The following is a 15567-nucleotide window of genomic DNA, read 5'->3' as shown; positions in this document are numbered from 1 at the left end:
GAGAAGTTTGCAGCCAGGTATCCATTACCCCAGGGTGTAGGCACCTTGGTAAGATTTGCGTAAAAAGACTGAGTGGTGTTCTGGTTCCCAACTATACCCACTTCAGCGCGGATCTTAAGATCCCCATTGCCAAATATGTCTTTAAGGAAAGATTCTTCTGATGCCTTCCAGGCTGCTGACACGGACGGAAAATATCCCCAGCGATTGTTTGGTCCGAAGTTCGATGAACCATCCGCACGAAGCGTTGCCTGCAGAATGTACTTGTCATTATACATATAGTTTAAGCGACCGAAATATGATTCGAGCGCGCTTGAGCCCCGAAAGCTTGTCGGTGGATTTACCACGGTGGCTCCACCCGGAAGATCAGTGATATCGTTATTCAGAAAATCACGTGTTTCGGCCCATACGCCTTCGTAGTTACTTTCCTGTGATTCATGGCTCGCCATTAAACCGATATCATGTTTGCCGATCTTTGTGTTGTATCGGAGCAACTGAGTAAGACCCCACCAGGTATTGTTATCACTTGAACGAACGGCAAAACTTGTATTGTTTACAAAATTGCCAAAGGTATAAGCGGGATTGAAACGATAGCCATTTGAAAAGCCAATACTTCCATTAAACTCCGTACGGAAAACAAGCCCTTTCAATATATTGATTTCGCCGTATGCGTTTCCAATAAGGCTCCTTCTCTTAACTGTATTTTCATTGATGCTTGCCAGCGCGATGGGATTTGTCTGGCGGAACTGTGTCTGATCAGGACCACCCCAACTGCCATCAGGATTTTTTACAGGAACCGATGGTGCCTGTGTAATAGCGATGTTTAATATGTCATCGTTTGTGATTGTCAGGCTTTCCTTGGTACCGCTTGCATTGATATTGGTTCCAAGTTTGAACCAGGTACGTGGTTGTGTTTCAAGGTTGAGCCTCATAGAATATCTTTCAAAACCTGAACCAATTGCGATTCCATCCTGGTTCATATATTCACCCGAAAGATAATAGGTTGTTTTATCACTACCACCGCTAACAGAAAGCTGATGTTTAGACATACCCGCAGTGGTGAGCAACTCTTTCTGCCAGTTTGAACCTTCACCCAATATGGAAGGATCACCAAAGGCCGGATTCGCAATTGTCCCGCCATTTTTTGAAACCTCGTTCATAAAGATGGCATACTCCTGCAGGTTCATAGTAGGAATATATTCAGGCCGGTCCTGTAAAGTATAAAAAGTGTTATAGGAGAATCTTGATTTTCCCGAACGACCTTTTTTAGTAGTGATCATGATTACACCATTTGATGCACGGGAACCATAGATTGCTGTAGCTGATGGACCCTGCAGGATGTTCATGGTTTCGATATCATCCGGGTTGAGTGTTGCCAGTATATTAGATCCATTTGAACCATTATCAGGCATGATCTGCACTCCATCGATTACATACAAAGGCTGTGTACTTCCTGAGATGGAATTTATTCCCCTGATGTTTACAGAGATCGGGGATCCCGGCTGACCGCTGTTGGCAGATACATACACGTTCGCCGCACGGCCCTGCAATGCCTGCTCCAATGTAGTGTTTACTGTTTTTTGAATGTCTTCAGCAGAGACTGTAACCTGGGAACTGCTTAGGTCTGTTTTTTTCATCCGGCCATAACCTATCACAACAACATCTTCAAGATCGTTGTATTGATCAGCCATCCTTACTGAAAGACTACCCGAGTTACCAACCTTTAATTCCTGCTGGGCAAAACCAACAGAAGTAATGACCAGCAATTCCGAAGGCGCAGCACTGATAGTGAACTGGCCCTTTTCGTCTGTCTTGGCAACGCGGGTTGTGCCTTTAACGGTGACCGTGGCATCGGGAATTCGTTCGGATGAAGTTCTCGAACTAACAATGCCGGTTACCTGTCTTGTTTGTGCAGCAAGTTGCGTTACGAGTAAAATAGATAAGATAAACATCCAGGATCTGATTGTCCTGGCTCTACAACTGGGGGATCGTTTCATATAGCAGCTATTATTGTTTGAGATTTATTTTTTTACATGGATAATGACTTTGCTTCCTGAATACTTTATACTTAAAGGAGTTTTCAGGTCAGGGTTAAATGCTACCGGTTTGTTTTTTGCTACCAGTACAATATTGAAGGTCCTGTTCTTAAGCATCCCGGTGAAGCTTCCTTTACGGCCATCAATGGTCACAGTACCGTTCGCATCACTATAACTGATAGGTATAACCGAAAATTTACCTAGTTCGTAATTGTAATTGGTGTTTTCGTCTTCGTACAGGTTATACCTGGCATCTTTACCTCCGTAAATGAACAACGTAATTAAGTCTGCTGGTTTTTCAGCAGTATACTGAAGTTCCGGCCCAACGGGAACGATGCTGCCGGCCTTCACATAAAGCGGCATTTGTTCAAGTGGCGCTGTAGCTTCAATGGCTGCCCCCCCTTCGAGATAGGTCCCGTCATAAAAGTTGAACCAGCCGGTTCCTGCCGGCAGATAGATTTTTCTTGTGGTGGCCTTATAATCCGTAACCGGGTTCACCAGGAATGCATCACCGAACATATATTGGTCCGTAATATTTTGCACATTTGCGTCGCTGCCGAAGTCCATGATCAGGCCGCGCATGATAGTATATTGTTCATGATAGGCACGGCCGGCAAGTGTATAGATATAAGGCATGAGGCGATAACGCAGCTTGTTATAATACAACATTGTTTTGTATGCCGGATGTTCTTCAGGTGCAATATTGAAGATCTCGCGGAAAGGAAACTGTCCGTGGGAACGGAAGATGGGGCAGAAGGCGCCATACTGAAACCATCTTGCATTCATTTCGCGCCATTCTTCCAGTTCTTCACCCTTTGCATTTTCATTGCGGCGTTCAACAGCAAATCCGCCGATATCCATGGTCCAGTAAGGAAGGCCCGACATAGAGAAGTTTAAGCCCGCTGGAATCTGGTCCTTGAAATCGTGCCAACGGGAAGCAATATCACCACTCCAGGTTGCAGCTGCATAACGTTGCATGCCGGCATAAGCTGAACGGGTAAGAATAAATACCCTTTTATCCGGGTTAGCAGCACGTTGTCCTTCATAAATCCCCCTGGCATTTTGCAACGGGAAAGCGTTGAAATAGGTGGTCGATGAACCTATTGCCGTCGGTGTCATGAGTAGCTTCCGATCCTCTACGCTTGAATTTGAATAGATGTCTGGTTCTGTTGCGTCCATCCACCATGCATCAACTCCTTTTGTATAAAGCTTGTTATTTACAAGGCTCCAGAAGGCCTTACGTGCATCCGGGTTAAAAGCATCATAAAAAGTAGAAACATATCCTTTTGCGATCCAGTCGCGTTGACGGTTTGCGATATTACGTTTGAATAACCAACCATTGGAATCAAAAGTTTTATAAGAATCGATGCCTTCGTAAAATTTCGGCCACACCGAAATCATGAACTGTGTATTGTATTTTTCGTGGAGTGTTTTTATCATTCCGGCAGCATCCGGAAAACGTTTAACATCAAAATCCTGGCTGCCCCATTTATCTTCTTCCCAATACGACCAGTCGAGCACAATATTGTCGAGCGGTATTTTCCGTTTGCGGAATTCTGCCACTACATCCACCAGTTCCTGTTGTGTTTTGTAACGCTCGCGACTTTGCCAAAAGCCCATGGCCCATTTTGGCATGATAGGAGCTTCGCCGGTTAACCTGCGATAACCAGCAATTACTTCATCGGCGTTTTCACCATGAATGAAATAATAATTTACCTGGCTTCCCGACTCAGATTTAAATGCATATTCCTTTTTCTGTTCAGCATTCAAAGGGCCGAGCCATTTGACAGCGATATAAGATTCGCCTCCGTCGCCATCCCACTCAATTTTGATAGCATGTTTCCTTCCTGCTTCCATTTGCACAGGCAACTCAACCGTGCCAGGATTCCAGGACTGGCGCCAACGATCCATCAACAATTTTCCATCAATCCACACTTTGGTATAGCCAGCGTATTTAATGTTCAGGTAATGTAGCCCGTTTATGCCCGAAACAATTGAACCCTGCCAGGTTACGATTGTTTTTCCCAGGTCGAGCCCTGCCGGAAGTTGTTTTAATAGTGGAATGAATTCGTAGTTAATAAAAGACTCGGGTCGCTCGATGAATACCTGTGACCTGTCGTTTTTGTTTGAATAGGTAGCAGTAAGCCATCCTTGTTCATCTTTCAGTGAGAACAATTTTAATGAATTCAGTTGTTTGTACTCCCTGCTGTCACCCACTTTTGTGATTGAATAATTATCCCAAAGCAATCCATAGTTTTTGCTGGAAAGAAGGAAGGGAATGGCTACTTCTGTATTGTTCTGGGTGAGGTCAACCTGACGGTTCTTGTAATTCATCACCCCTGACTGATGTTGGCCCAGGCCGTAAAGACCTTCGTCTTCGGGTGATTCAAATCTTTGCTGCAACTGGTAGGTCGTACCACCTTCCAACACCCACGGTTTAAAAAGACGGCCATCATTTTTTTCTTTCAGCAACAGCCTGCCTTCCTTACCTGTGAAGCTGACTTCCCCATTTTCCAATTGTACAGTCGTGTTTAGGGCTGGTGTGGTGAGGGTCACCGATTCAGAACTTTCCTTTATTGTCCATTTAATTGCCGGCTTTCCGGGTAAAACAGTCATGAGTGAAGGAACTGATACAAAACTATCAACCGCAGATGCTGTTACGTGGATAATCTTGTCAGAAATTACCTGGAGTTTTACAATCCTGGTTTTATTCTCTCCAGGATTTTTCATGTGGACCACAATCCCGTCTTCAGTGTTGGTAACAACATTTTGCTGACCCGCGGCGGAAAGCGGCAGCCAGGCAAAAACCAGGAATAGGGGCAGTAGAAAAAGTGAAGATCTTTTCTTCATAATGGCAATTAGTTCGTTCTTTCAAATCTATAGAAGATCCCGCCCTGTAACCCGCCTGTATTGTTTTTGATTAGGTGCGTTAATGTTAACACGAGGGTAAGGTTTGATAATTTGGAGGGTATCAAATGTTAACCGATATATTACACGGTCCACAATCCTTCATCTCACCTGGCTTTTCAAATGTTTATGATGATTATAAGCATGACCGCTATAATGAAATACAAAATGATCTCCAGGAGGAGATAGACCTTACTGGTCCGCTTTAGATTTTTTGACATGCCGTTGTTTTCGATGGCGACAAATCTAACAGGGACATTGCATCCGGAAGGGGATACAATCGTAATAAGAAGGGTATAAAATGTTGCAGCCGGGAAATAAACCGATTTTAGGGGTATTGAATGATTACCCGCTCGATTCATCTGACTTTTTTTGCGCCTGGTATTGGGAGGGAAGCATACCAAACTGCGCCTTGAAATACTTGCTGAAGTATTTCGGATTATTGAAACCAACCTCGTAAGCGATCTCTGAGATGTTGAGTTTAGTTTTGTCAAGCAACTGCGCCGCGCGCTTAAGGCGCACCGTGCGAATAAATTCTATGGGCGTTTTACCCGTCAGAGAAACCAGTTTTTTGTAAAGACCCACCCGGCTCATGTACAATTCCCTGCTCAGATCCTCTACGGAAAAATCGGGGTTGGAAATATTTTTTTCTACTATCGACAAAGCAATCTTAACCGTTTTTTCGTCTGCATTGGATACAATAATATCGCTGGCAGTAATAGGAATTTGCTTTTCATATACTTTCTGCAGGGTTTGTTTCTGATGAATCAGGTTTTTGATCCGGGATTGCAACAATTCGAAATTAAAGGGCTTGGTGATAAAATCGTTGGCACCTGTTTCAAGACCTTCCAGTTGCTGTTCCTCCGCCGACCGGGCAGTAAGCAGGATCACCGGCAGATGTTCTGTTCGGGGATCCTGGCGGATTTTCCGGCATAACTCTATGCCATCCATGACGGGCATAGCAATATCAGTCACAACGAGGTCCGGCACTGAGGCAAGTAGCTGTTTCCAGCCTTCTTTTCCATTGGCTGCTTCAACTATCTGGTAATGTTGGCGGAGATTATCCTTCAGATAAAAACGGAAGTCTTCATTGTCTTCCACCAGGAGTATTTTTGCTTTTGTGGATGACCGTTCGCGAACAGTTTTAACTGAAACCTGGTCGTCCCGGATAGGAAGGGGAATATTCTCAGTAGAGAATTCAATGGAAGACATGGAATCCGGTTCGGGTGTGCCCTCACCGTGTCCGTTCAGCAGATCGCCAGCGGGCACTAATTTCCTTACAGGGAGTGTCACAGTAAAAGTGCTTCCCTGATCCGGTTCACTTTCGACGGTGATGGTCCCTTGATGCAACTTTACGAATTCATGGGTGATAGCCAGCCCAATACCACTGCCCTGGTTCATCATGGTTTCGGGTAGTTCATGCTGAAAAAAGCGTTCAAAGATCTTTTCCTGTTTTTCTGCGGGAATTCCAATGCCTGTATCACGGACCTTTATGTCAAGCAATACAATTTCATCGTTACCTGCCTGCGGCCGGATATTCAGTTCGACCTCTACCTCGCCATTTTCCGGTGTAAATTTGAACGCATTTGAAAGGAGATTGAACATCACCTTTTCGAGCTTGTCATGATCAACCCATGTATCAAGGCTTTCGATTGAACTTGAAAAATGAAAGTGGATATTTTTCTTTTCTGAAAGATCAGAAAATGAGTAAGAGATGTCTTTGATAAAACTGATAATTTCTCCCCTCGCAGGACTGAGATTTATCTCTTCAAGCTCCAGCCTCCTGAAATCGAGCAACTGGTTCACCAGGTTCAGTAATCGTTTTGCATTACGATAAATCATTACCAGGTGTTGCTTATCCGGGTCGCGGGTCGTTTTGATCAACTTCTGAAGCGGGCTCAGGATCAGGGTTAGTGGGGTGCGAAATTCATGACTTATATTGGTGAAGAAGCGGATCTTCATCATATCAAGATAATGCATGCGTTGCGCTTCCTGCCTCTCGTGCTCGATACTGAACTTCATGCGTTCACGTTCAAGAAGCAGTGTTCGCGCAAGCAATAAGGCTGCGATAATTATCATTGTGTAAAGCACAAATGCAAGCGGAGTTTTCCAAAAAGGCGGCAGGATCTTTATTATCAATGATTTTCCCTCGTCGTGCCATAAGCCATCATCGTTTGAAGCCTGGACCCGGAACACATAATTGCCCGGATCGAGATTTGTAAATGTTGCTTTCCGAACGGCTGCATCGGCGAGAAGCCATTCATTATTTAGTCCTTCCAGTTTATACCGGTATTGATTCTTTTCGGGATGGAAAAAATTTAGCGCGGCAAATTCGAGTGAGAAAAAATTACTACTGTAAGGAAGAGTGATTTCATTGGTCTCAGATATCGCATTTCGGAGTATGGTTTTTCCATCGATATTTTCATTGACCGCGACACTTCGGTTGAATAACTGGAAGTCTGTAATTACAACGGGAGGTTTTGTTGAATCGTGCCTTATGGTTTTTGGGTTGATGATGTTAAAGCCATCACCTCCACCAAAAAGTAATTCTCCACGGCTTGTTTTCAGGTGAGCATTAACGTTAAAGAGTTTTCCCTGCAGTCCATCGAGTTCATCATAGTTCTTGAATGACATTGCCGGACTTGTACCATTTCTTTCACTGATAGTGATCATCGAGATGCCATTTGCAGTGCTGACCCATACATTTCGTTGATCATCCTCAAGTATGCCCTGGATCGTGTTGTCAGGCAAACCGTCATAGGGTGTGAACTGCTGAAAGTCTTTGCTGGCGGGACGGAATAGGTTAAGTCCCTCCCTGGTGCCAATCCAGATCCACCCGCGACTGTCTTCGAAGATGTTGCTGATATTATTATTACTCAGTGCTTTCGCGTCATTATTATTGCTGCCGTAATGCACAAACCTGCCGGAATTTCTTTCCAGTATATCTATGCCATGAGCAGTTCCTATCCAGATATTTCCGGCGGCGTCTTCAAGAAGGGAGGAGATGTATTGGGACTGAACGGAGTTTGTTTCGCCGTTGCGGTAATGTGAGAAATGACCGGTCTTGAAATCAAGAAGGTCGAGTCCTCCTCCAAGTGTACCGATCCAAATGTTATCGCGGCTATCCTCAAGGATACTATAGATGCGGTTATCAGCAATGCTGTTAGTGTTTGCGGGATCATTTTTGTAATGAATAAACTTTGTTCCATCATAGTAGTCTAGTCCTCCATAGTAAGTACCCACCCAAAGCTTATTACTCTTATCAAGAAAAAGATTTACTATCACATCATTTGCAAGACTATGGGGGTTGGATGGATCATGCACAAATTTCCGGTAAGTATTGGTCTGCCGGTTTAAATAAAAAAGCCCACCCCCGTTTGAACCAATCCAGAGATTGCCGGATTTATCTTCCGAAAAACAGTTGACATCATCATAAGGCAATGAATTGGGATTTCGGAAACTGTTTTTGACCAGCGGAAAACGGATAATATTTTCATGATAAAAGCTGATCCCTTTTTTATAGGTTCCAATCCAAATGATGCCGGAGCGGTCCTTATACATACTATTGATCGTATTCTGGCTGATCGATTTTTCATCATCGGTATTCAATATATATCTTACTGAAAAATCTTTCTTATCAATTACATTAACGCCACCATGATCTGTTGCTATCCAAATAAGGCCATTATTGTCCTGCAGCACGCCTCTTACAATATCTGTGTTCAACCTGGTTGTTGCATTATTGGTACCAAAACGTGAAAGCCGGCCGGATGGCTGGTCGATAAAAAGTATACCATTACCATCGTTGGCGGAAAAGATCCATAAGTCATTCCCGGCGTCTGCAAACAATGTATATGACTTAAGCTGATTGTTATTAACATCACTTACCTGGTGGCTGCGATAAATCACTCTTGTAGCGTCTTTGTTAAGCTTTTCAATTATCCCGTTCCTATGGATCAACCACAAGTAATTATCAGCGTCCTGGGTAATGAAACTCACTTCATTTGAACAGATACTGCTCGTGTCCCCGGCTTCGTTAACAAGTAGCCTCGTGCCTTTTGTACCCGGATCATATCTTATCAGTCCTTTGTTTACATGCAAGAACCAGAATGCGCCTGATTTTTCCCGAAAAATGTCAGCGATATTTCCGTCTGGCAACTTGTATTTATAAACCGCTTCGGTTGCATTGAGATTAAACTTTTCTGTGCGCGGGTCGAGAACATTGATGCCGTTGCGGGTGAGTATCCAGATATTGTCATCCGGCCCCTCGATGATTTTTTCTATATAGTTATCGCTGATCGTGTTTTCTTTCCCGGCCTCATTCCTGAAAACCCGGAACTCATAGCCATCGTAACGGTTAAGGCCAGACATAGTGCCGAACCACATAAACCCCTTACTGTCTTTAAGTATGGCGTTCACCTGGTTATGGGAAAGGCCCTTCCTGATGTCAATCCTTGAAAACTGGTAATTTGCCTGTTGTGCCACTCCTTTTGAAACACCTGCCATGCACAATAGACACAATAAGAGAAGTGCATATCTCATGGCGCTAAATATAGATAATTTTCAAACCCGCAACAATGAAATTGTCGGTGTTGTTTTGTTGCCAGCAAGCTGATTTGTGCAGTTCGTCGTGTAAAGACAACAGATCACGGCTAAACAGTTTTACTCAGAACATTATATTTATTTTTGATTTAGCCAGACTTGAGCAGTATCACGATTTGACAAACCAGATTTGAGTGGTATCATGATTTGACAAACCAGGCTTGAGTGGTATCATGATTTGACAAATTCAAACCAGTTCGCTTAGCCATATGCCCGACAACCAGGTAATCAGTGTTTTTAAACGAAAAGTGGTCTATCACACCGCTTTCTGGCTGATATATTTTGTGGGTTATTTCGTTGTAATCGTGTATGGATTATACGGGGTAACAGATGGATGGTTTTACATTCAGAGCTTACCTTTTATTTTATTCGACCTGGTGATGGTATATGTCAATTTCTATATACTAATACCGAAATACCTGGCAACAGGCAGGTATTTTTCCTATGGTTTGCTGTTGTTATTGATTATGGTGATTACTGCAGCACTAAATATTACTGGTAGGAGTATCTACGCAAATGCAGGTTACGAGATTTTTGCAGCTTTGCCTTTCAGCTTTGCAAGTGCCCTGGCTACGATTGCCGAGCGGTTTTATCTGATAGGATTAACCACATCTATCAAAATAACAAAGGATTGGTTGCTTGGACGGCAGATGATAAAAGACAAGGAAAAGCAGTTCCTGGAAACGGAATTGAATTTCCTGAAATCACAGATTCAGCCACATTTTTTCTTTAATACTCTTAATAATTTATACTCGCTTACATTACAGAAGTCGGACAAGGCACCAGAAGTTGTGCTGAAACTTTCGGAACTGATGAGTTATATGTTGTATGAATCAAATACGCCCACAGTTGGTCTTGCAGAAGAAATAAACTATTTAAGAAATTATATTGACCTTGAAAAACTTCGATTCGGAAACCGGCTTGTTATTGAATTTGAAGTGTGCGGTGATCCTGCCGGACTAAGAATTCCGCCGCTTTTGCTGATCCTGTTCGTTGAAAACAGTTTCAAGCATGGGGTCCGAAACAATATTGGCAAAACGGAAATCAAGGCTTGTCTTAAAATTGAAAGTGGTTTTATTAGTTTCAGAATTGAGAACCCGGTAAGTGTTTCAGACGCGCCATCCTCCGGTGGCATTGGTCTCAAAAATGTAAAACGCAGGTTAGAATTATTATATGGCGACAAATATAAACTTGATACGATAGCGGAGGCTGGAAAATACACTGCTATCCTGAGATTACCGGTATAGGTAAACAACTTGTATTTGTAACAAAAACCTTGAGTTTACTACAAATAACAAACATCGAAGGGAAGACAACATCGAGTAACCTATTAACAATCCGAATATGAACAATCTCCGGTGCCTGGTTATTGACGATGAGCCGCTGGCAATTGACATTATAGAGAATTACCTGGCCAGGCTGGAAAACATAGAAGCTACCAGGTGTGAAAATGCCATTGAAGCTTTGAAGCTGATGAGAGATGCCAGTTTTGATATCATCTTTCTTGATATAGAAATGCCTTTGCTTACCGGACTTGATTTTCTGAAAAGCCTGGCGAATCCACCGGCGATCATAATTACAACAGCATACCGCGATTATGCTGTTGAAGGTTTTGATTTTGAGGTGGTAGACTTCCTGTTAAAGCCGATTTCTTTTGCACGTTTTATGAAAGGTTTTGAGCGTGCAGTAAAAACGCTAAAGGCGACAGGCGCCGGTGAGTCATCAAAAAAAGAAGACTTCCTGTTTCTTAAAGTCGACAAGAGCCATATAAAGATCCTGGTAGATGATATTCTTTTTGTAGAGAGTGTGAAAGATTATGTGAGGCTGAAAGCAAAAGAAAACGAATGGATATCCTACCAGTCATTAACAGCCATCACCGAAGCATTGCCTGCTGATAAATTTCTAAGAATTCATCGCTCTTTCACGATTGCGTTGAATAAGGTCGGCCGGATTAAAGGAAACTACGTTGAGATTGCCGGCGAATTAATTCCGATCAGCAGGGAACAAAAGGCTATGGCAGTAAAAAGAATCATGAATGAAAACGCGGGATTAAAATAAAACCAACAATCTCAACCCCATGAAAACAACATAACCTTTAAACAAACTCTTTCTTCATTCTATTAATTTATAGCTATGACAAAGATTCTTATGGTAGCAGGAATTTTCTTTGCAATCGCAATGTTGTCTTCTTTTAACATGCCGGGAACCCATAGGGCGGAATCACCCGAATCGTCCGGATCGCGGGCATCAAAACATATCCGCAATAGTTTCAATGTTGATATGCCGGTAGCTGATTCCACCGGTATCAAAGTTTTTTCTTTGCATTGTTCAAGCTGCCATAAAGATTCTGTAGCATCACTTGCGCCGGGTCTGGGTGTACTTTCCACTATGACAACCCGTTCTATATATGCTTCACTAAACACTGGTAAAATGCGTCAGCAGGGTGCCGTCTTAAGCGATGAAGAACGCAAAAAGGTGGCAGAATGGATCACAAGAACTACGTTGAAAACTTCTGAAATGAGTAAAGATGCTTACACGACATTTTCAGCCGGCACAATTTCAGGGAAGTCTGATCATTCGGGTTGGGGTAACAACCTGGAAGGTACTGGTTTCAGAACGACTGCTCAGGCAGGAATATCAACAAAAAATGTAAAGACCTTAAAATTGAAATGGGCATTTGCTTTTCCTGAAGGTACGATCACGAGGAGTAAACCTGCTATCGCCGGGGACTGGCTGATCATCGGCTCTCAATATGGACAGGTATATGCGATTAACAAAAACACCGGTAAAATCGGCTGGGAGTTTACAGGAGTAGCTGCAATACGTGGAGCAATTAATATCGTGAAATCCAAAGACAATATCACTGCCATCTTCGCTGATTATAGCAGCAACGTATATGCAATCGATGTAAAGACAGGCAAACTCAGATGGAACACCAGGGCTGGTTTTGAGTCTTATTCACAGAATACAGGATCGGTTGTTACTTATAATGGAAAAGTATTTGTTCCAATTGTGTCTGCAGAGATCGCTTCTGCAGGACTTAATAATTATGCGTGTTGTTCGTCATCAGGGGGAGTTGTTGCTTTGAATGCAGAGACGGGTAAAATAATCTGGACTTACCGTATTCTTCCAAAAGCTGCAGAAACGGTAAAAAAGAAAAATGGCAAACCTTTTTATGGTCCATCCGGTGCACCGGTATGGTGCAGTCCGACCGTGGATGCAAAACGTGGTTTGCTTTATATAGGTACCGGTCAAAACTATTCTGATCCTGCAACAAATACCAGCGACGCACTGCAGGCTATAAACATGGAGACTGGAAAGCTGGTCTGGAATTTCCAGGCTACCGGCAATGATGCATATAATCTTGGGTGCCCCGTTTTCCTGAATTGCCCGAGCTCGGATGGCCCAGACCTGGATTTTGGTGTGGCACCCATTATAATTAAAGGACCAGATGGGAAAGATATACTACTGGCCGGGCAAAAGTCCGGTGTCGTTTATGCACTTACACCAGCAGGTAAATTAATCTGGAAATCAAGAGTAGGAAAGGGTGGAAAATTAGGCGGCATCCATTGGGGAATCGCAACAGATGGTACAAATGTTTATGCTTGTAATGCAGATAACCCGATTGCGCTTGATAAAACCAACAACGATGTTCAGGCTGCTCCTGGCGTTTATGCATTAAACATTAAAACAGGTGATACTGTTTGGAGTGCGCGTTCACCAATATGTCCTCCCAATAAAGTTTGTCTTAATGGCAATTCTGCAGCGCCGCTGGTTATACCTGGGATAGTGTTTGCCGGTTCATTAGATGGTCAACTAAGGGCTTATTCAACTACTGATGGGGCTATACTTTGGGAGTTTGATACTGCAAAGCCATTTGAAACCGTCAATGGCATCAAAGGCAAAGGTGGTTCGATCGATGGCCCGGCACCAGTTGCAGCGGATGGTATGATATTCGTGAACTCGGGATATGGAATGTTCGGTCAGACGCCGGGTAATGTTTTGCTGGCTTTTGAGGTAACAGCGTTGAAGAAATAAAGTTATAGCTGAAGAAATAAAGTTATAGATGTATACCTAATGCTATCTGCTTGTAGACTATACTTAATGACAGGGATAGAGATATCTTTCGCAATAAGACATTGTTGTCTGCGTTTGTGAAGAAAAATTGAATGACCGGTCTTCCCGCCTTTTTTGTCGTGTTGTTGTTTGTTGCGGGCTTTATGTATTTTTTCGTCCCTTTAATTCGGAGAGCCATACAACAGCTGTCAGGAGAAAAATTTCTGAAAAAAGCCTGGTATAAATGGGTATACTTCTTGTCAATTTTCTTGATATCGGCAGCGGTGACGATAGGGTTAATAATCCTTATCGTTTATATGGCGATCCAAAGTGACACTTTTATTTTTGGGCGGGATTGAAATATGCAAGATGCTGCCTGGTTGTAAGCTGACAACGTTTTTATTTGTTAGTCGAGACTTTCTTATTCTATTCTTCGATTGACAGAAACACAAAAAGTTGATTTGGTAATTCGTTCGTTTTAATGTATATTTTCATACTCTCCCTTTTTCAAATAATGCCATTGTTTTGAAGACTTTTCTCTTATTCTGATCTGTGTTAGACGACTTATTTTTTAACCTTAAATTTTAAAATTATATTAGTCATTGCACATCACAACATCAACGACCCTGAGAATTTCTGGACCGGCGCTAAGGAAGTAACAAAAAATCTTCCCGGTAATTTAAAAATACATGGAATTTATCCTTCAAAAGATGGGAAAACAGGTACCTGTCTTTGGGAAGGAGACAGTGCCCAGGAAGTTCAACAGTTTCTTGATAAGGCTGCCGGACAGTTTGCGAAAAACTTCTGCTATGAAGTTGATGTAGAAAAATCCATCGGACTACCTAAAATTCAATTGGCAGAAACACATCTCAATTAAACAGGAACATTCCTGATGAAAATGCGATTGAGCTGGTAGTTTTCGTTTTGTTCCCGAAAATACTATTCCTGATCATTTCTATGTTATGAGCGGGTTTTATCCAAGCTGGCGCACAAATCAAAGTATTGGTGAAAGCGGGTGAGGTTCATGTGGCAATTTTTAAGCTGCTGGCCGGCCGCTTTTGCGAATACCAAATGATATGTTTTATTGAGTAAACTTACTGCTTCAACTGCCTTTCGATCTTAGAGAGTTTCTTTTCTATCAGAAATAAGTAGATGATTGTTAAAGAAAGGATGATAATCACAACACCTGCAACTACGTATATCTTACCATTTTCCCTGAACGCGTCCGCCATCTTAATTTCAACCTTATCTAAGGTCTGACCTACAGAAATTAAAGAAATCAACAGTATGGGCAGCAACATATACAGCATCTTTTTCATAAGCTAAATTTGTCTTTGATTTTCTCTATGCGAATTTGAACATTACTAATCCAGAAACCAAGTAATAACCACCCAGGAACCGCAACTGTCCATAAGATGATGAACATTCGCAAGTCTACATCTTTAGGATTGATCAGTGGATTACCTTTACCTCCGGGATGAAGACTATCAACCATTCTTGGCATGATTACTACGGCCGGAATCAGAATGGAGAAGGCAAACACATTGTATACAGCAGCAATCTTTGATCGCTTATCAAAATCTGGCACAGAATCACGAAGAATAAAGTAGGCACAGTATACTAGCAAGCTGATAACCGTACCTATCTGTTTAGGATCGTTGCTCCAAAATTTACCCCATGTGAAGTTTGCCCATAACATACCTGTAGTCAATCCGGCAACTCCGAAGAACAACCCCGCCTTTGCATACACAGTGGCCCTCAAATCATATATAATTTTCTGACTCCGAAGCAATAAAATTGAATTGACGAGAGAGATAATAAAAAAAGTCATCATGACGACCCACATCGGAACATGAAAGAAGTAGTTTCGGATTGTCTCATTTAGGATCGGCCTTGCAGGTACGGGTATAAACAGGCCCAGGATTATGGTAATCAGAAGGAGGAGGATGCATAAAAACTTCCACCATGA

At 42.6% G+C, this 15567-nt stretch carries 8 protein-coding genes; 3 read left to right on the top strand and 5 right to left on the bottom strand.

Going from position 1 to position 15567, the window contains the following annotated elements:
- From VK664_RS12780 to VK664_RS12770, 3 genes are all read right to left on the bottom strand, one after another.
- Positions 1-1949 (bottom strand): SusC/RagA family TonB-linked outer membrane protein (locus tag VK664_RS12780; RefSeq protein WP_461399056.1); only part of this gene is annotated, 1949 nt, incomplete at its 3' end.
- Positions 1950-2018: 69 nt separating this feature from the next.
- Positions 2019-4883, bottom strand: a complete 2865-nt coding sequence (locus tag VK664_RS12775) for a TIM-barrel domain-containing protein (protein WP_461399055.1) — start codon at positions 4881-4883, stop codon at positions 2019-2021.
- A 402-nt stretch (positions 4884-5285) separates the two neighbouring features.
- Positions 5286-9482, bottom strand: a complete 4197-nt coding sequence (locus VK664_RS12770) for a hybrid sensor histidine kinase/response regulator transcription factor (protein WP_461399054.1) — start codon at positions 9480-9482, stop codon at positions 5286-5288.
- Positions 9483-9751: 269 nt separating this feature from the next.
- Here VK664_RS12770 and VK664_RS12765 point away from each other — a divergent pair, with 269 nt between their 5' ends.
- The 3 genes from VK664_RS12765 (at position 9752) to VK664_RS12755 (ending at position 13580) form a co-directional block, all read left to right on the top strand.
- Complete coding sequence (locus VK664_RS12765) at positions 9752-10789, top strand: sensor histidine kinase (RefSeq protein WP_461399053.1); 1038 nt, start codon at positions 9752-9754, stop codon at positions 10787-10789.
- Between the two features lie 97 nt (positions 10790-10886).
- Positions 10887-11600, top strand: a complete 714-nt coding sequence (locus tag VK664_RS12760; RefSeq protein ID WP_461399052.1) for a LytR/AlgR family response regulator transcription factor — start codon at positions 10887-10889, stop codon at positions 11598-11600.
- A 75-nt stretch (positions 11601-11675) separates the two neighbouring features.
- The gene (locus tag VK664_RS12755) at positions 11676-13580 is read left to right on the top strand and encodes an outer membrane protein assembly factor BamB family protein (RefSeq protein WP_461399051.1); all 1905 of its coding nucleotides are present in this window, start codon (positions 11676-11678) and stop codon (positions 13578-13580) included.
- A 1112-nt stretch (positions 13581-14692) separates the two neighbouring features.
- Here the strand turns inward: VK664_RS12755 and VK664_RS12750 are convergent.
- Both VK664_RS12750 and ccsA read right to left on the bottom strand, forming a co-directional pair.
- The gene (locus VK664_RS12750) at positions 14693-14917 is read right to left on the bottom strand and encodes a CcmD family protein (protein ID WP_461399050.1); all 225 of its coding nucleotides are present in this window, start codon (positions 14915-14917) and stop codon (positions 14693-14695) included.
- Positions 14914-15567: cytochrome c biogenesis protein CcsA (gene ccsA, locus VK664_RS12745; RefSeq protein WP_461399049.1), on the bottom strand; the 654-nt coding region annotated here is incomplete at its 5' end. The genes ccsA and VK664_RS12750, both read right to left, overlap by 4 nt.

Source organism: Flavitalea sp. (assembly GCF_035489435.1).
In the GTDB taxonomy this organism is placed as follows: domain Bacteria; phylum Bacteroidota; class Bacteroidia; order Chitinophagales; family Chitinophagaceae; genus DATHKG01.
This window is presented reverse-complemented; position numbering and strand designations above follow the sequence as displayed.

Coding starts and splice junctions, on each gene's coding strand:
- VK664_RS12775 (WP_461399055.1), bottom strand. CDS start 4,883: ATGAAGAAAAGATCTTCACTTTTTCTACTGCCCCTATTCCTGGTTTTT.
- VK664_RS12765 (WP_461399053.1), top strand. CDS start 9,752: ATGCCCGACAACCAGGTAATCAGTGTTTTTAAACGAAAAGTGGTCTAT.
- VK664_RS12760 (WP_461399052.1), top strand. CDS start 10,887: ATGAACAATCTCCGGTGCCTGGTTATTGACGATGAGCCGCTGGCAATT.
- VK664_RS12755 (WP_461399051.1), top strand. CDS start 11,676: ATGACAAAGATTCTTATGGTAGCAGGAATTTTCTTTGCAATCGCAATG.
- VK664_RS12770 (WP_461399054.1), bottom strand. CDS start 9,482: ATGAGATATGCACTTCTCTTATTGTGTCTATTGTGCATGGCAGGTGTT.
- VK664_RS12750 (WP_461399050.1), bottom strand. CDS start 14,917: ATGAAAAAGATGCTGTATATGTTGCTGCCCATACTGTTGATTTCTTTA.